This window comes from Lysinibacillus sp. FSL M8-0355 (assembly GCF_038008985.1).
GTDB lineage: Bacteria > Bacillota > Bacilli > Bacillales_A > Planococcaceae > Lysinibacillus > Lysinibacillus fusiformis_D.
In genome coordinates, this window is record NZ_JBBPAI010000001.1 from 2,313,621 (window position 1) to 2,338,944 (window position 25,324).

The 25,324-nt window shown below is 34.5% G+C and carries 26 protein-coding genes; 18 read left to right on the forward strand and 8 right to left on the reverse strand.

Annotated features, from left to right (window positions below):
- Positions 1-21: 21 nt before the first annotated feature.
- A complete protein-coding gene (locus tag MKY46_RS11320) occupies positions 22-1,089 on the reverse strand; it encodes a toxic anion resistance protein (RefSeq protein ID WP_058844434.1) in 1,068 nt (355 codons plus the stop codon).
- Positions 1,086-1,736, reverse strand: a complete 651-nt coding sequence (locus MKY46_RS11325; RefSeq protein WP_036126015.1) for a 5-bromo-4-chloroindolyl phosphate hydrolysis family protein — start codon at positions 1,734-1,736, stop codon at positions 1,086-1,088. Before MKY46_RS11325 ends, MKY46_RS11320 begins: the two co-directional genes overlap by 4 nt.
- Positions 1,737-2,143: 407 nt before the next feature.
- On the opposite strand from MKY46_RS11325, the gene MKY46_RS11330 reads away from it, so the two are divergent.
- A complete protein-coding gene (locus MKY46_RS11330; protein WP_231745069.1) occupies positions 2,144-2,290 on the forward strand; it encodes a hypothetical protein in 147 nt (48 codons plus the stop codon).
- Between the two features lie 170 nt (positions 2,291-2,460).
- Positions 2,461-2,982 carry a hypothetical protein gene (locus MKY46_RS11335; RefSeq protein WP_058844433.1) on the forward strand — a complete coding sequence of 174 codons (522 nt, stop codon included), beginning with the start codon at positions 2,461-2,463 and terminating at the stop codon, positions 2,980-2,982.
- A gap of 152 nt (positions 2,983-3,134) precedes the next feature.
- Here MKY46_RS11335 and MKY46_RS11340 read toward each other — a convergent pair whose 3' ends face one another.
- Both MKY46_RS11340 and MKY46_RS11345 read right to left on the reverse strand, forming a co-directional pair.
- Positions 3,135-3,416, reverse strand: coding sequence for an acylphosphatase (locus tag MKY46_RS11340; RefSeq protein WP_036126007.1), 282 nt, complete (start codon positions 3,414-3,416; stop codon positions 3,135-3,137).
- A 45-nt stretch (positions 3,417-3,461) separates the two neighbouring features.
- A complete protein-coding gene (locus tag MKY46_RS11345) occupies positions 3,462-5,189 on the reverse strand; it encodes a methyl-accepting chemotaxis protein (protein WP_036126005.1) in 1,728 nt (575 codons plus the stop codon).
- A gap of 88 nt (positions 5,190-5,277) precedes the next feature.
- On the opposite strand from MKY46_RS11345, the gene MKY46_RS11350 reads away from it, so the two are divergent.
- From MKY46_RS11350 to MKY46_RS11360, 3 genes are all read left to right on the forward strand, one after another.
- Positions 5,278-5,598, forward strand: a complete 321-nt coding sequence (locus MKY46_RS11350) for a DUF1033 family protein (protein ID WP_230593917.1) — start codon at positions 5,278-5,280, stop codon at positions 5,596-5,598.
- Between the two features lie 221 nt (positions 5,599-5,819).
- Positions 5,820-6,020: a cold-shock protein gene (locus tag MKY46_RS11355; RefSeq protein ID WP_004230088.1), complete on the forward strand. Its 201-nt coding sequence runs from the start codon at positions 5,820-5,822 to the stop codon at positions 6,018-6,020.
- A gap of 712 nt (positions 6,021-6,732) precedes the next feature.
- The gene (locus MKY46_RS11360; RefSeq protein ID WP_271913390.1) at positions 6,733-7,224 is read left to right on the forward strand and encodes a YkvA family protein; all 492 of its coding nucleotides are present in this window, start codon (positions 6,733-6,735) and stop codon (positions 7,222-7,224) included.
- 52 nt (positions 7,225-7,276) lie between these two features.
- Here MKY46_RS11360 and MKY46_RS11365 read toward each other — a convergent pair whose 3' ends face one another.
- Positions 7,277-8,101: a S1 family peptidase gene (locus tag MKY46_RS11365; protein ID WP_089933597.1), complete on the reverse strand. Its 825-nt coding sequence runs from the start codon at positions 8,099-8,101 to the stop codon at positions 7,277-7,279.
- A gap of 58 nt (positions 8,102-8,159) precedes the next feature.
- Entirely contained in the window at positions 8,160-8,786 is a 627-nt protein-coding gene (locus tag MKY46_RS11370; RefSeq protein ID WP_089933593.1) for a hypothetical protein, read from the reverse strand.
- 169 nt (positions 8,787-8,955) lie between these two features.
- Here MKY46_RS11370 and MKY46_RS11375 point away from each other — a divergent pair, with 169 nt between their 5' ends.
- The 3 genes from MKY46_RS11375 (at position 8,956) to fabF (ending at position 11,328) form a co-directional block, all read left to right on the forward strand.
- Positions 8,956-9,426 carry a DinB family protein gene (locus MKY46_RS11375; RefSeq protein WP_036125994.1) on the forward strand — a complete coding sequence of 157 codons (471 nt, stop codon included), beginning with the start codon at positions 8,956-8,958 and terminating at the stop codon, positions 9,424-9,426.
- Positions 9,427-9,507: 81 nt separating this feature from the next.
- A complete protein-coding gene (locus MKY46_RS11380) occupies positions 9,508-10,065 on the forward strand; it encodes a TetR/AcrR family transcriptional regulator (RefSeq protein ID WP_036125992.1) in 558 nt (185 codons plus the stop codon).
- Between the two features lie 27 nt (positions 10,066-10,092).
- A complete protein-coding gene (fabF, locus tag MKY46_RS11385; protein ID WP_036125990.1) occupies positions 10,093-11,328 on the forward strand; it encodes a beta-ketoacyl-ACP synthase II in 1,236 nt (411 codons plus the stop codon).
- Between the two features lie 456 nt (positions 11,329-11,784).
- On the opposite strand, the gene MKY46_RS11390 is transcribed toward fabF, so the two are convergent.
- Entirely contained in the window at positions 11,785-13,389 is a 1,605-nt protein-coding gene (locus MKY46_RS11390; protein ID WP_036125988.1) for an ABC-F family ATP-binding cassette domain-containing protein, read from the reverse strand.
- 261 nt (positions 13,390-13,650) lie between these two features.
- On the opposite strand from MKY46_RS11390, the gene MKY46_RS11395 reads away from it, so the two are divergent.
- Together MKY46_RS11395 and MKY46_RS11400 are read left to right on the forward strand one after the other, a co-directional pair.
- Positions 13,651-14,646: a tyrosine-type recombinase/integrase gene (locus MKY46_RS11395; RefSeq protein ID WP_340834225.1), complete on the forward strand. Its 996-nt coding sequence runs from the start codon at positions 13,651-13,653 to the stop codon at positions 14,644-14,646.
- A gap of 214 nt (positions 14,647-14,860) precedes the next feature.
- A complete protein-coding gene (locus tag MKY46_RS11400) occupies positions 14,861-15,991 on the forward strand; it encodes an AlbA family DNA-binding domain-containing protein (RefSeq protein WP_340834227.1) in 1,131 nt (376 codons plus the stop codon).
- 565 nt (positions 15,992-16,556) lie between these two features.
- Here MKY46_RS11400 and MKY46_RS11405 read toward each other — a convergent pair.
- Positions 16,557-16,913 carry a helix-turn-helix domain-containing protein gene (locus tag MKY46_RS11405; RefSeq protein WP_340834229.1) on the reverse strand — a complete coding sequence of 119 codons (357 nt, stop codon included), beginning with the start codon at positions 16,911-16,913 and terminating at the stop codon, positions 16,557-16,559.
- A gap of 331 nt (positions 16,914-17,244) precedes the next feature.
- Here MKY46_RS11405 and MKY46_RS11410 point away from each other — a divergent pair, with 331 nt between their 5' ends.
- From MKY46_RS11410 to MKY46_RS11445, 8 genes are all read left to right on the forward strand, one after another.
- On the forward strand, positions 17,245-18,135 hold the full coding sequence (locus MKY46_RS11410; protein WP_340834231.1) for a hypothetical protein: 891 nt from the start codon (positions 17,245-17,247) through the stop codon (positions 18,133-18,135).
- Positions 18,132-18,269 carry a hypothetical protein gene (locus MKY46_RS11415; RefSeq protein WP_340834235.1) on the forward strand — a complete coding sequence of 46 codons (138 nt, stop codon included), beginning with the start codon at positions 18,132-18,134 and terminating at the stop codon, positions 18,267-18,269. The genes MKY46_RS11410 and MKY46_RS11415 overlap by 4 nt, the downstream gene beginning before the upstream one ends.
- A 478-nt stretch (positions 18,270-18,747) precedes the next feature.
- On the forward strand, positions 18,748-20,223 hold the full coding sequence (locus MKY46_RS11420) for a DEAD/DEAH box helicase family protein (protein ID WP_340834237.1): 1,476 nt from the start codon (positions 18,748-18,750) through the stop codon (positions 20,221-20,223).
- A 263-nt stretch (positions 20,224-20,486) separates the two neighbouring features.
- A complete protein-coding gene (locus MKY46_RS11425) occupies positions 20,487-20,621 on the forward strand; it encodes a hypothetical protein (protein WP_340834240.1) in 135 nt (44 codons plus the stop codon).
- Between the two features lie 19 nt (positions 20,622-20,640).
- Positions 20,641-21,240, forward strand: a complete 600-nt coding sequence (locus MKY46_RS11430) for a hypothetical protein (protein ID WP_340834241.1) — start codon at positions 20,641-20,643, stop codon at positions 21,238-21,240.
- Positions 21,241-21,279: 39 nt separating this feature from the next.
- Positions 21,280-24,159, forward strand: coding sequence for a hypothetical protein (locus MKY46_RS11435; protein WP_340834245.1), 2,880 nt, complete (start codon positions 21,280-21,282; stop codon positions 24,157-24,159).
- A 423-nt stretch (positions 24,160-24,582) separates the two neighbouring features.
- Positions 24,583-24,768, forward strand: a complete 186-nt coding sequence (locus tag MKY46_RS11440; protein ID WP_340834247.1) for a hypothetical protein — start codon at positions 24,583-24,585, stop codon at positions 24,766-24,768.
- A gap of 2 nt (positions 24,769-24,770) precedes the next feature.
- Complete coding sequence (locus MKY46_RS11445) at positions 24,771-25,280, forward strand: hypothetical protein (protein WP_340834248.1); 510 nt, start codon at positions 24,771-24,773, stop codon at positions 25,278-25,280.
- Positions 25,281-25,324: the final 44 nt, after the last annotated feature.

The window sequence follows — 25,324 nt, forward strand, 5'->3', positions numbered from 1 at the left end:
TGCTGAGCCACCCCTTTTTTGTTAATCGCGCTGATAGCCTCTGGCACCTGCCACATCTTGTAGCTGTTGTTTTTCTTGTTCAGTTGCTGTATGCAGGGCAAACACATCTTTAATCGCGGTTTGCAGTTCTCGCTGCGTTTCTTTAAATTTCGAAACCTGTTGTTCAAACGATGGACTAGAGAAGCGATCATGTGCCTGAGCTAATCGTTCTTCTAGCTGTGCATAGTGATGATCCATATGCATAGAAAGCATCATCGCCAGCTGATTTTTCCAAAGAGGAATCAAAGTGACAATCGAAAATTCAATTTTTTCCGCTAACGTTTGATTCGCCTGTTGAATCATGCGTATTTGAGGAGCCGTTTGCAGCGCTACTTGCTGTGATACTTGTAAATCATAAATACGTTGATCCAACCTTTCAATTTGTGCGGCAAAGTCATTGAGCTGCTGAATAGCAAGCGGTTGTTTCGTTGCTTGAACACTCGTTATTTGTGTGGGTAACTCAACCTCAATGGCTTGCTGTTTTTTCATTTGACCTGCTGCAATAGCAGTAGCCAGCTCCTCAAAAAATCCACGATTATGAGCATAAAGCGCTTCTAAGTTTTCGACATCCTTGATCAACTGAAGCTGTGCACGCTCTAGCTGAACGCCAATACGTTCCACCTGAATACTAATACGCTCAAATTCTGTTAATGTTTGCTTCACAGTCGGCTCTGTTTTTCCAAAGATTTTTTTGAAAAAGGTTTGTTTCTTTGGTTCTAAAGCCGTCGGGTCTATTCGATCTAACGTGTGCATTAAGGAATCAAGCATTTGACCGATTTTTGAGACGTCCTTTTGCTTCACTTGCGCAAGCATGCGATCAGCAAATTGAGACAGAGCTCGCTGTGAATCTTGCCCAAGGGACAGCAATGATTCAAAATCTGTCAAATCAATTTGACTAGCATAAAGTAAGGCACGACTTTGTGCAAGAGGCGATAGCGTTTCATAAGTCGCCATCGCCTCATTTTGTGGAGTTGTTTCTAAATAGGATTGGACCAGTGGAGAAAGCCCTGGTATGGTATTCAGTTGAAATGCGTGTTCATTTGCTGTCATTTATCGTCCCCTCGCCAATCCAATTGTTCTCTACGTCTAAGATTGGAACGATTTGCAAATTCAATCTCCATTTGTAGGGTATCAATATCATTAGCAAGCGCGTCCTTTAAATCAATTTGAATCGTATCATTTAAATCAGTTAGCGTTTCACGTGTTTTTGATAATGTTAATTGAATTTCTTTATCCTTCACAGGCTGCTTCGAAAGCATTGTATACTTATCCGTTAATTCCACAGCAGAAGGTAAGTGTGCATAGAAAAAGGGCTCTACATTATAAAATTTTCGTGGGTCTGTCTTCACAATTTTGACGATATTTTTAGAAATACGCGTCATTTCAAGTAATTGTTTAAACGCAGATACAGAACGTACGCGTAAATAGTTTTGACTTAATGTTTGAATATGCTTATTAGCTGCTGATAATTGTGTTTCAATATGCTTGAATTCTTCTTTTGTAATACCTGCTATTTGCATGACTTTCTTTTTTTGTCTATGTTTCAGCAACGCTGTACTCGTCGCATAGGAACCCGCAAACAGTAAACCACCAAGGAAGAATCCAGGATTTGCCGCAATTGCTGCGATAGAAACGGTCGTAAGCGAAATAAGAAAGCTGGCAGAATGTCTAGAAAAAAACTGTCCGACACTAAGCATTGTTTCATCCTCCTTGCTTTTCAATATGTCTATCTTCTTATACGAAATAATCGACATAAAGTTTCATTGAAAAATGATCCCTTACATAAATTTTACTGCTATTTGTTAACTTTCTCAATGATAATACATAGAATAAGTGAATTGTTTCTCCAAATGCGTCGATTTTGTCCTCCTAATGAACGATTGTGGCATTGGCATGAGCGATTCAACGGTCATCTCCCCATATCAGTACTAATAACCATTCAAGCGTTAACTAAAACAGTAGCATCCATTCATAAATAGGATGACCCAACCCCAAAAACATTATGAATGGGAACAAAATGATAGGTCTTAGCTCAAGGGCACGTCTTTTTTTAATTGAAACTTTACCCAAATAAATTCGTAAAATAGTTAAAGGGGGAAAGAGCATGACAAAAATTTATATGATGTCGATTACTAAAAATATAGATGAACAAGTATGGGAGCAAAAGGTGATAGAAAAGATCTTTGAGAAAAAATCAAAGCTAAAAGCGTATTTATGCAAAGAGGGATATTTGAAGGAATCCAAAAATTAATATGTGAAAATCAATGAAGCATCTATCTATGTTGCGACGATTCAAAAAATAAAAATTAAATAATCGTCAGAAGTCTGAACGTGGCTTTTTGTTGCCTTTTATAGTTCTTACAATAATGCGGTGTAGTATTAATTTAATAGAAGTAGGAAGAAAGGTATGGAGATTATTTGATGAAGAAAGATATTCAAGAGTTGCTTGATGATCACAATTTATTTGCGAGACAAATTGCTAATGTAAGGTTATCGAATTTATCATTTGATGTATATGAATTTAGAGATAACTATGTTATGCAAGTCGATTTAATATTTGCAGAAAAAAGTCAATTTGATACTATTCAAGAGGCATTTTCAGCGATCTTTAAAAAGGAATTGTTTGATGGAGAGGAGTGGGAAGTTAATGATGACCCAGACCCTTCAGATGAACAATGGATAACGGCGTTAGAAATGGGCTGGATTAATGAGTATTACCCCAAAAAATACAGTTATATGGAGTTAGTGAACAAAGATGATTTTATCAGTAGATTTAAAAATGAGTTAGCATACCTTAATGCTCAAGAGGCCATTGTAAAAGAACTTTTAACTAGATTGAATAATGTCGAAATTATTCAAATAAAAAAGGGACATACATATGATTATATATTTGGAAAATCTGATAGTCATTATTTTTTATTTGAATGGGGAATATATGATTAGTATGTTGTTGACTATTACGAACATTAAATAACGCTCAAATGAAAAGATGTTCCTAGTTTTGGGGAATGTTTCATATCAATGTATGGCGAAAAGGGAATGCTTTCTTTACTCTTTTTGACGTCCCGTATAACAGTACAAAAAAAAGAGCCAGACTAAACAATGTCTGACTCCATACGTACGTATCCTTTTAACTCATCGTACAATTCTAATGAAAATGAATTGGAATCAGCTTGAGGGCTGACGCCTTTTTGGACAAAAAGGAGGAATTCATTAAGCGCTTTTTCAGAGCCTTCTACTTCCACTTCAATTTGCTCTGCGTCATTCAATCGGCAGTAGCCTTTTAACCCTAATTCAATAGCTTTTTGTTTGATGAAAAAACGGTAGCCTGTGCCGTAAACATCACCAAAAAATTTGATACTTGCTCGTTTGTTCAAGGGAATACCTCCTAGCTAATGGGGGAGAGGGATGAGCCTCTCCGTTTATTGCATGACACGTTCTTTTTCTAAATAAGCAATTAAGTTATTAATATAATAAAGAACATGCTTAGATGCCTCATCTACTTCCTTTAAATGGACATCGGCTTGCTCGATATGGCCAGCTTTATGGGCTTCTGCAGCAAGCTTCGCTGATTCATGGACACGTAAATGATAGCCATCCAACTCATGATAGTCCTGTAAATGGCCGAAACGTTCTACTGTCCGTGGCGCTGTGTACCATTTGCCAAGTCGGCAATCTCGATGAGAAGAAACATCGCTTGGTTCCACTTTTTCTAGGCCAAGGAACATATTATAAATGCGCCATTTCCATAAAATATGATCAGCCTTCGATAATTGTAAAAGAGCAATAGATGAAAGCTGCACATTATTGTTGGCAATAATATCATTACGGAAACGGTTAATTTCTTTCCCTAATAAATGAATGTCACTGGATGTATTATGGCTATAATCACGAATATCTTCCTGCAAACTTGAAATTTCAATCATTCTCGCAGAGACTTCATCAATTGCAGCTGCTTGTTGTTGTGAAATGGCTGCTGTATTTGTAACATCTAAATTAATGCCTTCAATCGCATGCACAATGGCATTTAATAATGGTAATGAATCTTTTGCCTCGACAGTAGCTTCTTTAATGATGGCTGTCGTTTCTGTAATGGAATGAGACACATCATTGGAATAACTCTTTAAATGATGAACATTCGCAGATACTTCGCTTAGAGCAGAGACCGTGTTTTCAGCTAGCTTTCGTACTTCTTGTGCTACGACCGCAAAGCCTTTTCCATGTTCACCTGCACGTGCGGCTTCGATGGAGGCATTGAGAGCAAGTAAATTCGTCTGATCTGCAATTTGGTTGATTAACGTGACAACCTGCTCAATATCATTTACCCGCTTTTGCAATTCTGAAAATGATTCTACGATAGAAGTAAACGTTTCTTCCGTTTTAAAAATTTCTGATAAGGCATGCTCAATCGCATTTTTCCCTTGCGTTGCATGGTCAACAGATTCAGTCGTTTTCTCAGATATATGAGAAGACATACGCGCTACCTCATTAATAGAAGCGGCAATCTGTTCTGTTGCAGCAGTGGAGGATTGAATTTCCTCATTTTGTTTATCTAAGCTAAAGACCAAATCTTTCATGTACATAATTTTGGCATTAACATCCATTAAAGAGGATACTTCGCCCACTACATTTTCAATAATGCGTTCCGTCAAGACTTCCACTAATAATTCTTGATCGACATTGACAGCGGATTGGAATGATTTCATAAATTGAAATGCCTTATTCGGCTTGATACCAAAATTGTGTAAAATATATGTCGTAATATAGAATGCGAATTGATTAAATACGACAATTAGTTTACCAGGCTCATATTGATGCTTGCGAAATAGATTGAAAAATTTGACAGTTTCGTCTACATAATTATCATCACGTGTTGCTAAGAAAAATTGTGTTAAGTATTGATTGATATTTTCTTCACTAATGGTTAATTGAGAGGTAGGGGATATCTCGCTTAAATAATGATGAAAAATGGCATTCATGGAGGGGGTAATATCTTTTAGCTTTTGATAGAGTGTCCTCAAATGCTCCTCATCCTGTGAATGAAAATGGTTGAATGCCAGTGTTTGATGGAATCGGCCTGTTGCATGCAAATCCGTACCACGTTTTAGAAGTTCTTCTAACTCTGCTTTAGGTCGAATACTTGAAAACATAAAAATTCCTCCCAAAAAGTATGTATAATAAGGTAATAATAGCATAATTCAGGTGGTTTTAATAGACATTTCAGATGTGTTTGCTAAAATGAAATTATCTAATGACAGCAAGGAATGGGCAAATATGTATACAATTATTTACATGAAAGCGGACTACGAGCCTTGGTGGAAATTTGAAGGCTGGGAAGCTTTTATTCAAACACAAGATACATTTGAAACGAAGGAGCTTTTTGAAAGTGCATTACAGCAAAAATTAGCACACTTTCGTTCCTCTTATGACAATGAAATGACGAAAGAAGGGCAGTATTGGGCTTTTTGGTCTGATGACGAAAGCTTCTATTGTGAGGCTTGTGATGACGATGCACAAGTTTATCATGGCATTATTGCTTGTAAAATCGGAGAGTTGTAAAAAGATTTTGAAATAAAGTAAAAAAACAATTTCTTTATTTGACAAAATTATGAATGGCGGTTATACTTAGGTTAACAATTTAATTGCTTCACCGGAAACATGAATTCACATATTACAAAAAGTGATCGCGTTAGTTCGGTACTCTTTGTAATATGTGAATTTTTTTCATTCCTTGAAGAAATTACATATTGTTCACTTTTATTTTTTGGAGGTTTTCTTAAATGAAACAAGGTACAGTAAAATGGTTTAACTCAGAAAAAGGTTTTGGATTCATCGAAGTTGAAGGTGAAAACGACGTATTCGTACACTTCTCAGCTATCCAAGGCGAAGGTTTCAAAACACTTGACGAAGGTCAAAAAGTGGAATTCGAAGTTGTAGATGGCAACCGCGGACCACAAGCTGCTAACGTAACTAAACTTTAATTCTCAGTAATTAAAAAATACTTTCGTTAAACCCAGACATCCTATGCAAATAGGGTGTCTTTTTTTGTAGCATTTAAAAGTTTAAGGGATTACAAATCATTATTTAGGTTATATATAGAGTAGTGGATAGAATGAGCAAAGTGAAGGATAGCCCGCAAAATTGGAGAGCATCTGAGCAAAGCGGTGGATAGGATAGCAAAAGTAGCGGATAGACTGCGTAAAGCGAAGGATAGCTTTATGAAAGTAGTGGATAGAATCTGTAAAGTGAAGGATAACTCGCAAAAATGGAGAGCATCCGAGCAAAGCGGTGGATAGAATAGCAAAAGTAGCGGATAGACTGCGTAAAGCGAAGGATAGCTTTATGAAAGTAGTGGATAGAATCTTCAAAGCAAAGGATAGCTCGCAAAAATGGAGAGCATCTGAGCAAAGCGGTGGATAGAATAGCAAAAGTAGCGGATAGACTGCGTAAAGCGAAGGATAGCTTTATGAAAGTAGCGGATAGAATCTTCAAAGCAAAGGATAGCTCGCAAAAATGGAGAGCATCTGAGCAAAGCGGTGGATAGGATAGCAAAAGTAGCGGATAGACCACACAAAGCGAAGGATAGCCTGCAAAATTGAAGGGCAACCGTGCTAAGTAGAGAAAAGACTGCACTTAATAGTAGCGAATACCATGGAAAAAATTCTAGATTGTTTGTAATAATGAAGGAGGTAGATGGATTTGCAGAATGTAGAAAAATTGCCTGAGGAACAGGAGCAGCAAGATTTTTATCAGAAGTTGCGTATGAAATTAGTAGCTTTTCTTGGATCGAAGAAGGGGAAAAAGAATAAATTTACGCCTTATTTAATGTTTGTGCCTGATTTATTTCATTTATTAATTAAAACAGTAACCGATGCGGGTGTAGATAAGAAAAGTCGAGCTTTAATAGGGGCTTCTATTGCGTATTTTGTGCTGCCGATTGATCTGATGCCAGAGGGATTATTAGGCTTTGGTGGCTACTTAGATGATGTGGTGCTGGCGACTTTTGTGATCAATACGATCATTAATAAATTGGGGCCGGAAGTAGTGGAAAAGCATTGGACAGGGGACGATAAGCTGTTACATGTGCTACAAAAAGTTGCAGAAGTGAGTGATGAGGTAGTCAGTAAGATCCCTGTGAAATCACCAATCGCTCAGTTTGTGAAGCAAGAAAGTAAGGATAAATAATAATATTATGTAAACTCTATTCCCCCAAAAAATGAACCTGCTTACCACAGGTTCATTTTTTATGTTGCGCTTCTAATAAATGATGGAGCTGTTGAACGGGTACGAACAGGCCGACACGACCAATCGGCTCATGTTTCATCGTCGCAAAGATAATGCCAATGACCTTCCCCTGTTGGTCGATTACAGGGCTACCACTATTCCCCCGATAAACCGGGGCTTTCAGCATCATAACGGGCTCCTGCCAATCCTCTAATTGAATGGATTCTAGTAGTGTCCCTTCATTCGCAATACCTGTAAAGGCGAGAGGGTTACCAATAAAATAAATATGTTCATCCGCAGAAAAAGGTGGATCTTCTGCTAGTGGGAGATAGGGGAGTTGCTCGGCCTCCACTTGTACTAGAGCTAAATCTACTGCTGGATAACTTTCGATTAACGTTGCCTCCATCAATCCCTCGTCTGGAAATACAACAGATAATGAAGTGGCATCTTCTACTACGTGGGCATTGGTGACAATAAGCCCGTCAGGAGAAATGGCAAAACCAGTGCCTTTGCTAGAGCCAGTCGAGATTTCAACGACTGCCTTTTTATAGGTTTGTATATCCTCTTGTGCCGAGAGTCGGGTTGAAACTTTGATGAATTCAATCGCTGGAATGGAATAAATTTGAAAAACTAAGGCGAATGTATTGAAAAATAGGACCATTGCCATGCCCCACACCATCCAACGCACAAGAGGTTTTTGTTTTTTGGGCTTTTTTCCATGAAGCCGTTCTTCTCGTTCTCGTGCTAATGCTTTTTGTTGTTCTTCGAGTACGAGCTCAATGAATTCTTCTTCCGTCAATTCTTCTTGCTTGGATGTTGCATTATGTATGTCACTCATATAAGACCCCCTAAGCTAAAATAACAGGTGCCCAAGCTGGACGCCTGTTATCATCAAACTATTCTATTTTTTGCAAGGTGGATGTTACAACAAATGGTTCATCTTGATCTGTCTCCATCGTATCCTCTATGCGAATTAGGCCTATATCTTTCACAAAATATTTGGTCGTCGTCATTTGATCTTTAGAGCGGGTTAGCTGGATCACATCTTGATAAATGTTTGTTCCTGTATCAACAGTGGCGGTCGTTGATTGAATGGTCCAGCCTTGAAAACTTGTCCCAACTTGTAATGGCTTTTGAAGAATTGTTTCCAGTACAGGATAAGAAGCTGCCTCTGCTGCACTTGGCAAACTTGGATTGCTGTCAACTGGTTCCCGATAGACAAGATCAATATTTGTATCCGTTATGCGATAGATTTTTAAGAGAGTCACACCACCATTATCCTCTATTTGTGCAATATGCTGTGGATCGAGATAGGTTGTACGCAGTGTGAAGCTAGCAAACTCATTTCCTTCTCCTTGAAAATAGGCCGTAGACCCATCAGCTGGAAAATAGGAGAGAAGCGATGTTTGTTTCTGCTCAACAGGCTGTTTGTCCTCCGCAGTTGGCGTGGGCTCTACTTTTCCTTCTTCATTACAACCAGTGAGTAAAAATGCAAGAGAAAATACTAGGACAAAGTGTCTCATAGGCATACTCCTTCGCTATTTTCTTTCATTATACGTGAATGCGAGACGTTATACGAGTGATATGAGGTTAATATAAATAATTATATTATGTAAACTATAATCAGAAACTTGTCTCCCATGGGAAAATTAACTATGATAGAAATGAAGTTGAAGAGTGGGGGGCAAAGATATGTATAGACAAATTGATGATTTTTTACAGGAATGGTCGAATGCATCTAAAGGAACACTGCAAGTATTACAGGCTCTAACAGATGATAAGCTAAATCAAAATATTGTGGAGGGCCACAGTACACTTGGCTGGCTAGGCTGGCATTTAGTTGGGGCTGCAGGCTATTTTAGTTATCTGGCAGGCTTAAAGGTGCCAATGATTCGACAAGAAGATCCCGTACCAACGACAGCTGCTGACATTGTGACAGCCTATGAAAATATTGCCAACGGTATTAAAGAGGAAGTGGCAAAGCTTTCTAACGAAGATTTACTAGAGGTAGTCAATGGCTTTACAGCGCCAATGCCAAAAGGGGCTTTATTACGTGTATTGATCGACCATCAAACACATCATCGTGGACAAATGACGGTTCTGCTACGTCAAGCTGGTTTACCAGTACCTGGTGTGATGGGACCAACAAAAGAAATGCAATAATTATTCAAGCGGCAGATAAATCATTTATCTGCTGTATTTCTAAAAATTGACACTTACCTACTAGTAAGTTAGTATAAAACCATGACAAATAGAAAAACGCAAATTATAGAATTATCATTGAAGCATATTCAGGAAAAAGGTTTCACATCATTTAGTTATGACCATTTAGCTAAAGAGCTTGGCGTTACGAAGGCAAGTATTCATTATCATTTTGAAAAGAAAGGAGACTTAGGGGTTGCGGTTTGCGAAAGGATTCAACAAGGGCTAAAAGGGACGTATAAAACGATTCAAGATTCCGCTATACCAGTGGAGGAAAAACCTTTTGCTTTTATTTTGCAACGAGTAAAATGCCTAGAAAAAGAGGGTGTTTGTCCTATTTCAGCTTTACAGGCAGATTATCAAGAATTACCACAACGGATGCAAGACAAGCTACAACAGCTTAGTCAAATGGAAATCGATGTTTTTATAGCCCTATTGAAGGAAGCCAAACAACAGGGTGCACTCCAAGCGACGGATGATTTAGAGTCTCTAGCCATATTGCTTATTTCTAGTACAAAGGGTGCGTTACAATATAAACGCGTTTTAGGAGAAGCCTTTTTTGTAAAAATGCTGGAGCAATTAAAGGCGTTATTAAAATAATTTTCTAAATAAGAAGGAGAGATGTGCATGGTACGAAGAGTCGTTGTGACTGGATATGGTGTTGTATCTCCATTAGGGAATACAGTTTCAGCCCTATGGGAGAATATAAAAACTGGGAAATCAGGAATTCAAAAAATTCAAGGAGAGCAATTCAGCGGTATTAATACGCAAATTGCAGGGACGATTACAGATTTTGACGCAACACAGTATATGGATAAAAAAGAAATCAGTAAGTATGATTTATTTGTGCAATATGCAGTTGCCGCTTCTCAACAAGCTTTAGAGCAAGCCAATTTAAATATGGAGCAGATCGATAAGGAGCGTCTAGGTGTTTATGTTGGCTCAGGCATTGGTGGTATTGAGACGATTTTAGAGAATCATCAGGCAATGCTCGATAATGGGCCTAGAAGGGTGTCCCCATTCATGGTGCCAATGATGATTAGCAATATGGCCGCGGGAATACTAGCGATACAAACGGGCTTTAAAGGGCCAAGCTTTTCACCTGTCTCAGCCTGTGCAACAGGAAACCAAGCGATTGGAGAAGCCTTCTTAGCTATACGACATGGCTATGCGGATGGCATTTTAGCAGGTGGAGCAGAGGCGCCCATCAATCCACTTAGCTTTGCAGGTTTCTCACGAATGAAAGCAATGTCCACCAGAAATGATGAGCCAGCAAAAGCAAGCCGTCCCTTCGACAGTGAGCGAGATGGCTTTGTCATGTCAGAAGGAGCTGGCATCGTATTCTTAGAGGAATATGAACATGCCAAACAAAGGGGCGCAACGATTCTTGGTGAGATTGTAGGCTATGGTGTCACAACAGATGCTTACCACATTACAGCACCTGATTATACGGGCGCTGCCAATGCGATGAAATTAGCCTTAAAAATGGGCGATATAGATGTATCCACTGTCGATTACATTAATGCGCATGGTACTAGTACACCAGAGGGCGATAAATCCGAAACAAAGGCAATTAAAAGTGTCTTTGGTGAACATGCCTATCACTTAAAGGTGAGCTCTACAAAATCGATGACAGGGCATCTCTTTGGAGCGGCTGGGGGCATCGAAGCCATTATTACATTGAAAAGTATAATGGAAGGCATCATTCCGCCAACCATTAATTACGAAACACCAGATCCAGAGTGTGATTTAAACTATGTGCCGAACAAGGCACTGCAACAACCTGTCAATATTGCGTTATCCAATGGTTTTGGCTTTGGCGGTCATAATGCCGTACTAGCGTTTAAAAAGGTGGAGGAATAAAAATCGAGTAATCGTTGATGAAAAGAATGGTAGGAGCATCCAGCTTCTTACCATTCTTTTATTTTTGCCCCTCCTAAGAAATCGTTTCATTCAATAAGCCGTGATAATAATAAATCAATCAAAAGCTATATTATGGTAATTGGAAGAGGTAGAGAATTATCAGCAGAACAAGCAAATCTCCATGTTGTGGGGGAGTGGTTGTATCAGGGGCTTTTCAAGGTTTTGATCAAAACTAGTTATTATCACCTAAACAAAAAATTCTTTCAATCTTTCTTAATCAAATGTCCTTTACCACTGCCTCTAATGCTGTTTTATTTCCGTGGACATCCGAAATAATTGCAATTTTGCCCCTCCAAAATCATCTTTTGTATCTTAATAGCATTCTATAAATTATGACAGCATCCGCTACACAAAAAAATCCTCTACCTAATGCTGGTAGAGGATTTTTGGTGGAAATTAGCTTAAGCCTTGGCTGTCTTTCCACTCTAAGAATTCATCATATGTTAATTGTTTATCTAAAATTGAGCCGTCTTCACGGATTTCGATGACACGGTTGGCGATTGTTTGGATAAACTGATGGTCATGTGATGTGAAAATCATGGCACCTTTGAAACGAATTAAGCCTTCGTTCAGTGCTTGAATGGATTCAAGGTCAAGGTGGTTCGTTGGTTCATCAAGTAAAATCACGTTTGCTGTCGCAAGCATCATTTTTGATAACATACAACGAACTTTTTCGCCTCCTGATAGAACAGCAGGGGATTTTTTCACTTCTTCACCAGAGAATAGCATACGTCCTAAGAATCCACGTAGGAAGCTTTCTGTTTCATCGTCTGGAGAATATTGACGTAGCCATTCCACTAATGTTTTCTCAGAACCTTCAAAGTACTTGTCATGATCGTTTTCGAAGTAGCTTTGAGATGTTGTGACACCCCATTTAAATGATCCAGCATCTGCTTCTTTTTCTTCCATTAAGATATCAAGAAGGGCTGTTTTCGCCATTGGGCTACCAAGTAAAACGATTTTGTCTTCTTTGTTCATAGAGAAGCGAATGTCTTTGAATAATGTTGCGCCTTCATGACTTGCTGTCAAATCTTCTACTGTCAGTACATCATTACCGATTTCACGACCGATTTGGAAGTTGATAAATGGATATTTACGGCTTGATGGCTTAATATCATCGAGCTCAATTTTATCCAGCATTTTTTTACGAGATGTTGCTTGTTTTGATTTAGAAGCATTCGCAGAGAAGCGTGCGATAAACGCTTGTAATTCTTTAATTTTTTCTTCTTTTTTCGAATTTTGATCTTGCGCCATTTTTTGCGCTAATTGAGAAGATTCATACCAAAAATCATAGTTACCTACGTATAATTGGATTTTAGAGAAGTCCAAATCCGCAATATGTGTACATACTTTGTTTAAGAAGTGACGGTCATGGGATACTACGATGACTGTATTTTCAAAGTTAATCAGGAATTCCTCTAACCATTGAATCGCCTTTAAGTCAAGGTGGTTGGTAGGCTCATCGAGTAAAAGGACATCAGGCTGACCAAATAGTGCCTGTGCAAGTAAAACTTTGACTTTGTCAGAACCTTCAAGATCGCCCATTAGCATGTAATGAAGATCATCTGAGATACCTAAACCGTTTAATAATGTTGCAGCTTCTGATTCAGCTTCCCAACCGTTTAGCTCGGCAAATTCACCTTCTAGCTCAGCTGCACGCATGCCATCTTCATCTGAGAAGTCTTCCTTCGCATAGATAGCGTCTTTTTCTGTTTTTACGTCATAGAGGCGTTTATTCCCCATAATAACTGTGTCGAGCACTGTATGCTCATCGTATTCAAAGTGGTTTTGTTTTAGGACAGATAAACGTTCGTCCTTGCCCATGGATACGTTACCTTCTTGGGCTTCAATTTCACCAGAAAGGATTTTTAAAAATGTTGATTTACCAGCACCATTTGCCCCAATTAAACCGTAGCAATTTCCTGGTGTGAATTTTATATTTACGTCTTCAAATAGTTTACGATCGCCATAGCGAAGACCTACATTACTAACTTGAATCATGCAAGTTCCTCCTTTTTTCACAATGGCTCTAGTATAGCATGAAATATGTTCCATAGTCTATAAACATTATTAAATCAAGGTTTGGCGTATTACGGATGTATGGAATGAGTGAAATAGGTGTGGGAAATAATGTGAAATTTGATTTGTATAAATATTTCCATTTATATTTAAACGTTTCTAGGGAAAAGAACTGGGAAGTAAATAAAATAATTTTATCCCAAATTTGTTACCTTCTTTATTTTATTGAAGGGAAGAGGTTAAATGTCTAGAAAGGTAAAAGAATTAAGAATGGAAGATTTAGTTTTTAAGCCAACTTTACAACCTAAGAAATCTGAGAAAAAGAATGTAGTACAAAAATCTGACTCTTTATCTATATTCAAGGCTATTGAAATTGTAAATCGACAAATGCAATTACAAGGATTAAGGCATAAAACTTTGCTAACCTATAACCAGGCGATGCAAAAATATGTAGAATTTCTAAATATTGAGACGGTGGATGATATTAATAAAGAAGGATTCATGAATTGGTTGGAATCACTTAATCATTTAGATAAGACAACTCAAGCTAACAGATTTAGGTTTGTATCGGCAATTTTAACTAGGTTTTATGATAACGGTTGGCTAAAAGGTCAAGGGAAGTTTTGGAAGGATATTAAAATTAAAGTTGATAAAAAAGTTAAAAAAGCAGCAGATGAGAAGGAACTAGAAATATTATTATCGCTGATTGATACTACTTCATGGATTGGTTGGAGAGATGTAACTGTTTTAGTTTTACTTTATAGGACAGGTATACGTATCCATACATTAACAAGTCTAAAAGAGGAGCATATCAATTTTAATGAAAAGATGCTAGTGCTTTCAGGAGACATCATGAAGAATGGACAAGTATTGAAAATTCCCTTAGATGATGAACTGTTAATGTTGCTCGAACGTTTAATTAAACAAAATCACGAGGTGAGGAAACGTTATAAGGAAAAGAACGATTATATTTTTATCTCAAAAAGTGGAAAGCCGACTTTGAATGATTATTCACATAATAATGCTATTTCAAAACGAATAAACGCTTACTCAAAAAAATATGGGCTTTCAATATCACCGCATAAAATACGTAGATTATATGCAACTAATCTTGTACGTAAAAAAGTACCTTTAGCAATAATATCGAAGGCACTTGGTCATAGTTCATATGAAGTAACTCAACGGTATATTGAAATTGATGCAGATGAAGTTGCTGATACTTTACGTAAATATTTATGATGTTTAACAAATATGAAAAGAGATTTAACTATTTACTGTAGCTGAGTCTCTATAAAATAAAAACAAAACACTAAGGTGAGTAACTGCATATGCTACTCACCTTATGTTATAAGTTAAAGCTTAAATGCAACTTTATGAAAATCCTGAATTATTGTATGATAGATAGAATCTATATAATGTATAAAATTATAAAAAAGGTGAGGTAAAAAGAAGGATGCGCCAATTAATTCAAAAGTTAATATCACTGAAACAAGAAGGATCTTATTGGGACTTTAAAAAAGAATGGTATACCAGTGAGAAGAAATCTGACTTACTACACGATATTATTTGTATGGCAAATAATTTGGATAACAGGGACGCTTATATAATCATTGGAATAGATGAAGAAAATAAATATAAAGTAAATAGTGTTGTCAATGATGAGAATAGAAAAAACACACAAATGCTCGTAGATTTTTTAAGAGATAAAAAGTTTTCTGGAGGAATAAGACCGATTGTTTATGTTGAAACAATCTTCGTCAATGACGGTGAGATTGATGTAATTGTGATAAAAAATACTTTTAATACACCTTATTACTTAAGCGAGAAATATCAAGGGGTATTCGCAAACAATATTTACACTAGGGTAATGGATACAAATACCCCAAAAGAAAAGTCAGCAGATATTCATCACGTAGAATACTTATGGAAGAAAAGATTTCGTTTGATTTCTACTCCTTTGGAAAGAGTTAAATACTACTTGGAAAAGTCAGACGATTGGATTTATTCATCTCCTGATGTTTCTACAAAGAAATACTATAAGTACTTTCCTGAGTTCACAATCGAACATGATTATGATGACTACAGGAATGGATATGAATTCTATTTATTCAACCAAACAGATTCAAATCCTTCTTGGTGTAATATAAATCTTTATTACCATCAAACGTTATTGTTTTCTACTGGTGGAGCATCTTTAGATGGTGGAAGATATTTCACTTCTACACCTTCTACAGACGGTATTTCATTAACAGATTATCATGGATGGGATATTTCCTTTAAATATTTTATTAAAGATTCTTTAGAATACTCTATTCATCAATTTTATTATAAACCTGATGGGGATGAAGCTTCATCATCACACAGACGATTTATGGAATGCATGTTGGTTTTTGATTCTGAAGATGAAAAAGAAGAGTTCAAAAGCTACGTTGTATCAGTTTGGGAAGACCATCCTATGCATTCACATGATATATGGACACCCTATATTCCAGAAATAAAAGGACTTAGAACTGAGGTATTTAAAGAGCAGTATAGAAACGTTCAAATATTGAGAAATATATTTGAAGAATTTAAGGTATTATAGTCTGACAACGTAGAGTGAAGTACTTATTTATAACACATACTTAATATTTTATGTTTTACATGGAAAAATAAAATATTAGAATTTCAGTAGAAACTTTAAGTATGCATTGAATGAAAAAAATGATTACATAAAGTAGAGGAAAATCTAAATAATCGTTGAGTAATATTGGTTACTGCTACATCAATTGGTGACGATGATAACGGATATAGTATGGCTTCGACATTCATTATAACATTCAATAGCTATAGGTGAGTTAACAGAAAAACTTACCTAATTATAAAAGGGAATGCTTTACTTCCCTTTTTCTTATAGAATAATAGACACTCTTAATAAAACCTTGAATGTTGGTTTAGCAGCAAACAAGGGTTATTAGTATTTTTATCATCGGTTAAGTTAATCCACTGAAGATGCCACTTTCTTTAGGCTAAACATTTATGTACATGTTACGAGAACGTGTGACAAACTACCAATCGTTTGGAGTGGGGCAAAAATAGGCTAAGCAGAAGGATTTTTCCGTATACTTATAGCCCATTTTTGATTAAAAGAGAGTAAAGTGAAACTAGCATCAGTTGAACTTTTTCTTAGCCAATTGTTTTGCTAAGAGCAGCGAATTTTCTAAGGAAGCTATTAATAGTTCTTTATCTTCCTCATCTAGTTCATTTAAAATCTCCTTCAATTTTTTGTCAGCAATACTTTTATCGTTAGCCTCCAAAGTAAAATAATTTTTTTGATTACTACGTCCTAGAAGATAATCAGTCGATACATTAAAGTGATCAGCTACCCTCTCTAAGTTTTCTGCTTTAGGAGAAGAATTGTCCCAACGACGAATTTGACCATTAGAGATTCCTATTCTCCTTTCTACTTCTGCAAAATTAGTGCTTTTTTCATCACACAGATTTTTAATTCGCTCCACTAAACTCATTTATATCAACCTTTCTAGGGCTTACAAAAGACAGTGCTGACTTTTTCGCTATTAATTTGTTGACAAATAGCTTTTATGCTAGTAAACTGTGTTTATAAGCTAACTTATTTGCTAAAAATATGTATAAAAAATACGACCTAATATAATACATCTTATGTTGGAGAACGGAATAAATGCAATGTTTCTAGGCTTTTTTAAAGTCTTATTTAGCTATGTCTTTATAATAGCATTTAAGTTATTTTAGGTCAATTGATTTTAGCGAAATAGCTAATTTATCTTCTCATAAATTTTAATTATTACTATTAAATAACACACACAAAGGAGAGTATATATGAGCAGTCAATATAGCGTTTTACATTCTAATTATCGAGGAAAAAAAAAATTTAATGTTTTGGTATCAGCGCAAATTTTAGTTGAATCCGATTTTAACGAATATAAAGGAAATAAATTATTAGATCGTAATGCGTATATAAAATATGGAGATGAGTTTAATAGGTTAATGGTACAGCTAGATGGGGTTGAAAACTTATTAGATGTTAAAGAGACTACTTATTCAGTGCTAAATAAGAATTATAATATCGGAGTAATTGATGTACTACTTGCTTTTGATATTTTTGCTAATAACGAAAATGAAGCTGCTGAAAAGATGGGAAGAACCTTAGAAGGGGATATAGCAATCAGCAACTTTACATTAATTGATGCTGATACATCAAGAATGGATTTTGATTGTGAAGTCTTATCGTATCAATTTGATGAAGCATATCTAATTAAGGAGATCACTCACTATGATGAAGCACCAAAAAAATATGAACAACTTGCTTCATTAAAAGTAATTGTGAAAGGCGATATACCCGAAGTACCAGAATGTTTTGGGGAGTGGGGTGTTCCGTACAAATCGGATGACTTATCAAATGATTATATTTACAAGTTTGAAGGCTTTTATTTGACAATTAACGGTTTAAAAAATATTGATTATAGACTAATCCCAGTATCATTTAAAGTGTTAGAGAAAGGTTTAATGGAATTTACTTTTGCTTTTTATTTTAAAATTTACGGTTATAGTCCTGATCATACAAGTGACGTTTTTGAAGAGTATTTTTCCTCTGACAATATTAGAATAAGTGATTTCACATTCATGGACGATGAACATTTTATCACTACAGAATTAGAAGTTGTAAAAATAGTTGAATCGTCAGTCGAAGAGTTGGCGGTAGCATTATGAACGAAGAAATTAAAGAACTCGAAGAATACTACTCTAGTCATTTAAAAATCGAAAATAAAGAAGAATTTGAAAAGGCTATAAGCGATTTATACAGCGAGTTGCGATCACTGGATGCTTATAACCTTCTCATTTAAATTGAATTTTTCTTCCTCACCGTCGGCAAAACGAAAGAAGAATAGTCGCACATAACAATGAGGGGTTAACACCCCTCTCTAGTATAGTATCACGATCCATTACTTTATGCAAAAAAAGGTAGAGTTAAAAAAATTTTGACCTCCACTAGCTACTTACTGAAATTACTATTATTATTTGAATGAGTTTAAGTTTAACTAATCATAAAAAAAATGTTTTTAGGCTCGACTGTCACTTCTCCAACTTTTACATTATAATATTAATAAGTATCCGAAAATCGATTAAACACAAATAAACACATACAAACTACTTGTAAATGTGTCGATTTTATTCTACCTATATTTAAAATGGAGGTGTTTTTATATGTTTAGATTAAGATGTACTTAGTATAACATCAGAAATAATAGATGTAAATAGGTAACGGTGTATATTCAGAAATGCTTCTATAAATGTAATAGAAAAGGAGAGATGGGGGAAACGTTGAGAATTTCAGAGTTAATTACAGTGGAGAAAATAAATAAGTGGAAGTTAGGAGCCATTATTACTATCGATGCACAGACAGGAAAAGGTAAAAGCTATTTTGTAAAAAATATACTTTACGCAATTGCAAAGAGGGATAAAAAGAAAATCCTATTTCTTGTACATCGAAAAACGGTAGATGAACAATTTGTTAAAGAATTAAAAAGAGATAAAAAGTTAGATGTAATTGAAGTAAGGACTTATCAGCATATTGACTCTAAATACAGGGCACATCAAAAGTTTGATTTCTCTGACTATCAATATATCATTTGTGACGAATTCCATTATCATACAAGTGACTCAGCTTTCAATGAATTTACGGATTTATCGTTAAATGCCATTTTGAAGGAAAAGGATAAAACTAGAATTTTTATGTCGGCTACAGGTAGGGATGTTACTCAATACATCAATAATCATATGAAACTGGAAAGTATCAATTATCAAATACCACACGATTATTCACATATCAAAAAGTTAGAATTTTATAAAAGGAAAGAATCTGTACACGATTACATAACTAGTATTATTGCCAGTGATAAAAAAGGATTAGTCTTTGTTAGATCTGCAAAAGAAGCATATGATCTTCATCTCATGTATAAAGAATATTCAATGTTCCTGTGTGGGGAGTCTAATAAACTGTATAAACATGTAGATAAAAATAAAGTAGATTCAATGCTTGAAAATGAACGATTTGAAGATAAGCTTCTGATTACCACTCTTACATTGGAAGCAGGAGTAAATCTTAGAATGGCAGACTTAACTGAAATTGTATGTGATGTTGGATATGATGTTGGAATTTTACTTCAAGCTTTTGGTCGAAAACGAATCGAAATGAAAACGGATTATATAAACCTATACATAAAAGCTGTAACGAATAATCGGTTGGGAGGAATTAAGTCTCAACTCATAATAGAAAATCAGATTGCAATGAATTTTTGTCTTACTACTGATACTGAATTTGCAAAGGCTAATTATCGTAAGAAACTAAGTCCGATGATTTATGATGAACCAACTAAAAATGGGATAGAAAAAAGGTTAAATATGGTGAGATGGTTCAAGGTTCAAAAGGATTTAGAATTGATAGAAAAAATGCTTGAATTGAAAAATAATAATCTTGGTTACTGCCTATACGTATCCAAATTATTAGGAATTCCTTACACAATTAAAGAAGAAGGTGAAGTGTTGTCAGAGTTGGAAATTTATTTAGAATCTCTAGTTGGAAAAATGTTATTTGCTGATGAAAGATGGGATTTGATTAAAAAGATTGGATTGAAAGATAAAAATAGCAAACTCCAAAAAGGTTTAAAGACCATAAATTCATATTTAAATGAAAATAACATCAATTATCAAATAACATCTCATGTAGATAAAAGAAGAAAGTTATCTAATGGGGATATTAATGATAATAGAGATAAAACTTATTGGACTATAAATTGAATGTTGGGGTAAATTTCATACGAAAGGCTCTATATAAGCATTACACATATTTTTTACCCCAAATAAGATAAATACATATACGACAGATTAATTGTTCAATGCGAACGGATAGTGAGTATTTAATAATTAATATGGCGAAGGCAATAGTTTTTAGTTGTTAGTAGAGCAAATTTGCGAATAGCAAGTTTAGCGATACTTACTACTTAAAAGTGTTGACTATCTTTTGACCTTAGATTTTCACCAATACAGAAAGGAGAGCATATATGAATAAAAAGTTAGAAGATACTACATTGATAGAAATCAAGCGATTAGCAAGTAAACCATTCAGTAATCCTCAGAAGCAAAGGTTAGAAATAGTCGAATTAATTAATAAAGTTTTAAATATAAAAAATACATAAAAAGGGATGGTAAATATTTATGACAAATGTAATCAAATTTAAAAAACGTACTAAAACTAAGCAGGAAATTTACTCTAATGCAATGGATAGAGTGTGTGACGAGTTGAGTAAAAAAGATTTAAATAGTGGACGTAGCGAGGTACGTGACATTCTAGCAAAAGTAGCCTACTACGGTGTTATGACTGTAAATAGTTGTGATCCATACAAATTAACCTACAAAGAATTACAACGCCAATTTCAAGTTGCTGAGTTGTCTAAGAGTGCATTATCACTATTATCGTACAAAGAAATTCAACAATACTTCCCGATCGAGAAGGAGTATAACGGTGAACGATGGGAAGTTAAAGATTACTTTTACACAATAAATGAAGTAAATAAATATAATCCAGATGACCATATCTTAGACAATATTGATAATTTATTGTGGGATTACATGAATGTACATCTGTTTGAGTTTCAAGCAAATTTAATGACGATTATGAGCCAAACAATGCGAATGCAAGGGAAGAAAGGTATTGCAGAGCAAGTATTTGAGGATATGGGAATTGATACTTATACGATGAAACCGGATGGTGAATTAGTTCGGAATGAACGTAAGCCGAATTTACGATTAGTGTAAAAATAAATATAAAAAATACATAAACAAAGGAGAAATTACATGTCAAGTAAAGAAAACAAAGGTATACACATTCGCACTATACAAGCATCAAAGGCATTTGAACATTCGGAGAGAGGGGAGTATATAAAAGCTGATTACACTGGTATGATGCCTTACTCATTACTATCCATGAAATTAGATACTATGCGTGAATTTAAAAAACGTACAGTCATTCTTGAAGGAACAAAAAAGAATCCAATAAAATGGAAATATTTAAGTGACGATTTAATAAATGTTAAATTTGATAATAAATCATTAAGTTTAGAAGATACAAAGGAAAAGTTTAAAAAAGATATTGAAAGTCTTAAAAAAAGTATCGCTATATTAAAAATTAAAGAAAAGCTAGAAGATGAAGAAGTGAAATTATTAAAAAGGTTGCATTCTGTCTTAGAACGAAAAGAGAAACGTTTGGCAGAGATTAACAAAGTACCTGTCGATAACAAAGAATGGAAAGAAATGTCCACTGGTGCATTACGTACATACTTATATGAAAAAGGATTTAAATTAGATGATGTAAATTTTGTGCAGTTTGCTAGATCATCATCTAAGAGTCGTAAAGGCGAGGTACTTTTTATCAAAAAGACTTTGCTTGAAACAATTCAAAAATGGACTCGTTTAGGTTTTGAATTTGAAGAAAAAGCACCTTTAGATTTAGTTTCATTACGTGCTTACGAAAGCCTTATTTCTAGCGGTATACAGTCAACCGTCAATATTGATGTTAATAGTATTTTATTAGTTGAAGATTTGCAATCTACTTTCGAAATTGAAAATCCTATAAAAGTAATCCGTACAGGGGCAGATGGAAAACTTAAAGTTGATATTGAAAAACCAAAAGAAAAAGACACTTTTACAATTACAAATGATATTTTTGACGGTGAATCACTAATGGATTATAAAACGTTCTTTGAAGGTAAGGATTACTCCTTTATGTTATTACGGAATCACATGTTTAAGAGTGCAGGATTTAGTTTTGACATTCAACAATTCATGCGTGATAACTGTCCAGAAGGGGAAGAATTTGAAAAATGGAAAGTAAAAGACATGTACGGGAAGTCAATACTTGCAAAAGATGTCAAAATAATAACGACTCCGAATAGTTGTAAATTTTTAAAGTTTGCATATTTGATGACTGATAATAAGTCATATACAGGATTTAAAAAATTACCATCAAAGGAGCAGAAAAAAGCTGAAAAGGCTATTTATAATACTTGGAAGAAAAAAGCAGGTAAAATCTTTGGAGTATGTAAATATGAAAAAGAATCAATTCATACATTTGATAATGATTTTGAGGACTCTGTTCATCGGCTGTCATATCAAATTGTGAATACTCTTATCGCAGATGAAAATGGAATGAAGGAATTAGCGCAGGAAGAAGTAGATTATATAGCTAAATTAAATACTGACAATGAAGCGTTTATTACATATTTAGAAAGAACAAGTAATGATAATAATTCAAATAACTTATATGTTGAGTTATATAGACACAATGAAGAGTTTCAGAATACAAGTATGTTTAAAGATTTCAAATACACATCACTTAATAGCTATAAAAAGAAGATTAAACGAGGTTCAATACATATCAGTGGTGCAGATTACAGTATTATGTGTTCAAATCCATTGGAATTAGCTAAATGGTCGATAGGTCAGTTTGATATTAAAAATTCAGAACCTATTACATTAAAAGGAGATCAAGTATATACAAAATTATGTCCTTTTGGAGATGAGATTTCAGCTTTCCGTAATCCTCATTCATCAACATCATGTATTTATAACTGCACTAATACATACAACAATTTAATTTACAAATACATGGAAAATATATCTAAGAACATAATTATTGTTAATGCTATAGGGACGTTACTTCAAGAAACCACAGGAGGCAGCGACTTCGATTCTGATTCGTTGTTGATTTCTAACAATAAAGCGTTATTACAATTAACAAATGATTCTGAAGGAATGTATGCTACTGTAGTAAGTGGAATTACTCAAAAGCAAGCTAACAGTTATACTTATTCACCAGAAGATATGGCACGTGCTGATGAAAAGATTAGTATAAGTGGGCGATTAATTGGGGAAGTCGCTAATTTGGGACAATTGGCTTTTTCAATTCATCAACATTTGAAAATTAAAGGTGAAGAAAAAAAGGCTAATAAAGTTCTAGCACAAGTTGATAAAATTTGTAGCCTACAGACTTGTGTGATTGATATGGCAAAAAAAGAATTTGATGTTAAAATTCAATCTGAAATTAGTTCTGTTCGAAATGAGTTAAATAAATACATACAAGAATTAAAAAAATTCAAGCTAAATAAAAATGTTATTCATATTAAGTATATTGGAAAAATATCAACTAAATCAAAATTGAGACAAGTTATATCAATTACTAAGCCGAAATTCTTTGAATATGTTGAAGCGAAGAAAATAACAAAAGAAAGAAAATCAAAAAGAAATCGTAAAGTAAAGGTTAAGTACGATTATTTTAATACACCGATGGACTATCTACAAAAAATCATTGACGATACTAAATCAACAACTTCAACACGCACAATAGAACTCAAAAAAATAATGAATCCAGAGATTAAGCGTAGTGAAGCTAATCGAAATCAGTTACCAGAGTTAAAGGCATTAGCTAAAGAAGTTGATTCTTATTTCATTGAATTGAACCTTAAAAACATAGAAAAGGACGAATTGATGAGCAACGCAACTAAAGCTACCGCCAAATTCAAAAAGAAGCTATCCAAGCTAAAGATCAATGCCGAGACTATTTATGTACTAATTGATGACATGTACAATAATAAGAGAACGGAAAAATCCTCTAAAATGATTAATCTTTTATTATACACTCATAGAGAAGAATTTTGCAAGGTTTTTTGTAAAAAATAGGCGAAATTTTAACAGATTTTTTAAAAGTATACCCTCAAACCCTTATGCATCAACGGTTTGAGGGTTTTGTTATTCTTGACTTATAGTAGAAGAAATGAATTATTTCAATCTACTAGAACTAATTCTGAATTTTTCATACACATATGTTATTATTCTCCCTTCTCCTTTTAATTTTTAATATGTAAAAAATAAAATCATTTCTGAACGCCTTATCGCTTTTTGTAAATGATCTCCTCTTTTTTACATGTAGAGACTCTTAATAGAGTCTCTAATCCCTTTTTAATTCAATTAATTGTTTGAAGTTGCCATTAAATTTCTTCTAAACAGTTCTGATTTTTTGAGACTCCGAATCGAGTCTCTCTTTTTTCATTTAATTAATTCATTTAATAAATTTACAAAATACAATAACAGGAGATGATAAAAGTGTCACAAGATGAACGAAACGAGTTGTATCTCGAAATGAGAAAAAAAAGAATAAAAGGTAAAGTGGCTGCGAAAGCAATTGAAATATCACCATCATTATTGAGTCAATATTTTAATCACAGAGCCAACATGAATATTGAAAATGTAAATAACTTAAAAAAATATATCGAAGAATATGAGGGATAAGGATGAGTGTATATACTATTTTTAATAAAATGTACAAACATGCAATTGAAGATGAAAATTTATTGAGGTATTTATTTTATGTTCCACAACATAAAGATGATGATGTGACTTTGGTGACGGCTGAGCGAGCTAATCTAGTGGGTAATTTTGATGTCATTAATCAAATTGTTAAAATGCGTAAACGAAACGAAGACGATTTATCTATTGATGACTCTAAATGCGTTTTGTATATGTACTTAGACAATTTTGAAAATGCAACTACTGGTACTAATAATGCTATTGACCCTTACAGTTTTTTACAATCGGTTAATATTGATGTATATGTGCATCGTGATTATCAAAATACATCTTATAACTTAGCGAGAGTTGTTGATCGAGTAATAGCATTATTTAATCAAAAACACGTAGGTGGAATTGGGAACGTTACTTTTGCGGGAAGTGGGAAGTTGGATGATGTCGAAGGCTTTGAAGGAATGCAAATTAAATTCAAAAACAGATATACAACTAGATAATTTGCGTATTTCTACTACTTTATCATAACATAAAAACTAACTAT

Coding starts and splice junctions, on each gene's coding strand:
- MKY46_RS11320 (WP_058844434.1), bottom strand. CDS start 1,089: ATGACAGCAAATGAACACGCATTTCAACTGAATACCATACCAGGGCTT.
- MKY46_RS11325 (WP_036126015.1), bottom strand. CDS start 1,736: ATGCTTAGTGTCGGACAGTTTTTTTCTAGACATTCTGCCAGCTTTCTT.
- MKY46_RS11330 (WP_231745069.1), top strand. CDS start 2,144: ATGACAAAAATTTATATGATGTCGATTACTAAAAATATAGATGAACAA.
- MKY46_RS11335 (WP_058844433.1), top strand. CDS start 2,461: ATGAAGAAAGATATTCAAGAGTTGCTTGATGATCACAATTTATTTGCG.
- MKY46_RS11345 (WP_036126005.1), bottom strand. CDS start 5,189: ATGTTTTCAAGTATTCGACCTAAAGCAGAGTTAGAAGAACTTCTAAAA.
- MKY46_RS11350 (WP_230593917.1), top strand. CDS start 5,278: ATGAAATTATCTAATGACAGCAAGGAATGGGCAAATATGTATACAATT.
- MKY46_RS11355 (WP_004230088.1), top strand. CDS start 5,820: ATGAAACAAGGTACAGTAAAATGGTTTAACTCAGAAAAAGGTTTTGGA.
- MKY46_RS11360 (WP_271913390.1), top strand. CDS start 6,733: ATGGATTTGCAGAATGTAGAAAAATTGCCTGAGGAACAGGAGCAGCAA.
- MKY46_RS11365 (WP_089933597.1), bottom strand. CDS start 8,101: ATGAGTGACATACATAATGCAACATCCAAGCAAGAAGAATTGACGGAA.
- MKY46_RS11370 (WP_089933593.1), bottom strand. CDS start 8,786: ATGAGACACTTTGTCCTAGTATTTTCTCTTGCATTTTTACTCACTGGT.
- MKY46_RS11375 (WP_036125994.1), top strand. CDS start 8,956: ATGTATAGACAAATTGATGATTTTTTACAGGAATGGTCGAATGCATCT.
- MKY46_RS11380 (WP_036125992.1), top strand. CDS start 9,508: ATGACAAATAGAAAAACGCAAATTATAGAATTATCATTGAAGCATATT.
- fabF (WP_036125990.1), top strand. CDS start 10,093: ATGGTACGAAGAGTCGTTGTGACTGGATATGGTGTTGTATCTCCATTA.
- MKY46_RS11390 (WP_036125988.1), bottom strand. CDS start 13,389: ATGATTCAAGTTAGTAATGTAGGTCTTCGCTATGGCGATCGTAAACTA.
- MKY46_RS11395 (WP_340834225.1), top strand. CDS start 13,651: ATGTCTAGAAAGGTAAAAGAATTAAGAATGGAAGATTTAGTTTTTAAG.
- MKY46_RS11400 (WP_340834227.1), top strand. CDS start 14,861: ATGCGCCAATTAATTCAAAAGTTAATATCACTGAAACAAGAAGGATCT.
- MKY46_RS11405 (WP_340834229.1), bottom strand. CDS start 16,913: ATGAGTTTAGTGGAGCGAATTAAAAATCTGTGTGATGAAAAAAGCACT.
- MKY46_RS11410 (WP_340834231.1), top strand. CDS start 17,245: ATGAGCAGTCAATATAGCGTTTTACATTCTAATTATCGAGGAAAAAAA.
- MKY46_RS11415 (WP_340834235.1), top strand. CDS start 18,132: ATGAACGAAGAAATTAAAGAACTCGAAGAATACTACTCTAGTCATTTA.
- MKY46_RS11425 (WP_340834240.1), top strand. CDS start 20,487: ATGAATAAAAAGTTAGAAGATACTACATTGATAGAAATCAAGCGATTA.
- MKY46_RS11430 (WP_340834241.1), top strand. CDS start 20,641: ATGACAAATGTAATCAAATTTAAAAAACGTACTAAAACTAAGCAGGAA.
- MKY46_RS11435 (WP_340834245.1), top strand. CDS start 21,280: ATGTCAAGTAAAGAAAACAAAGGTATACACATTCGCACTATACAAGCA.
- MKY46_RS11445 (WP_340834248.1), top strand. CDS start 24,771: ATGAGTGTATATACTATTTTTAATAAAATGTACAAACATGCAATTGAA.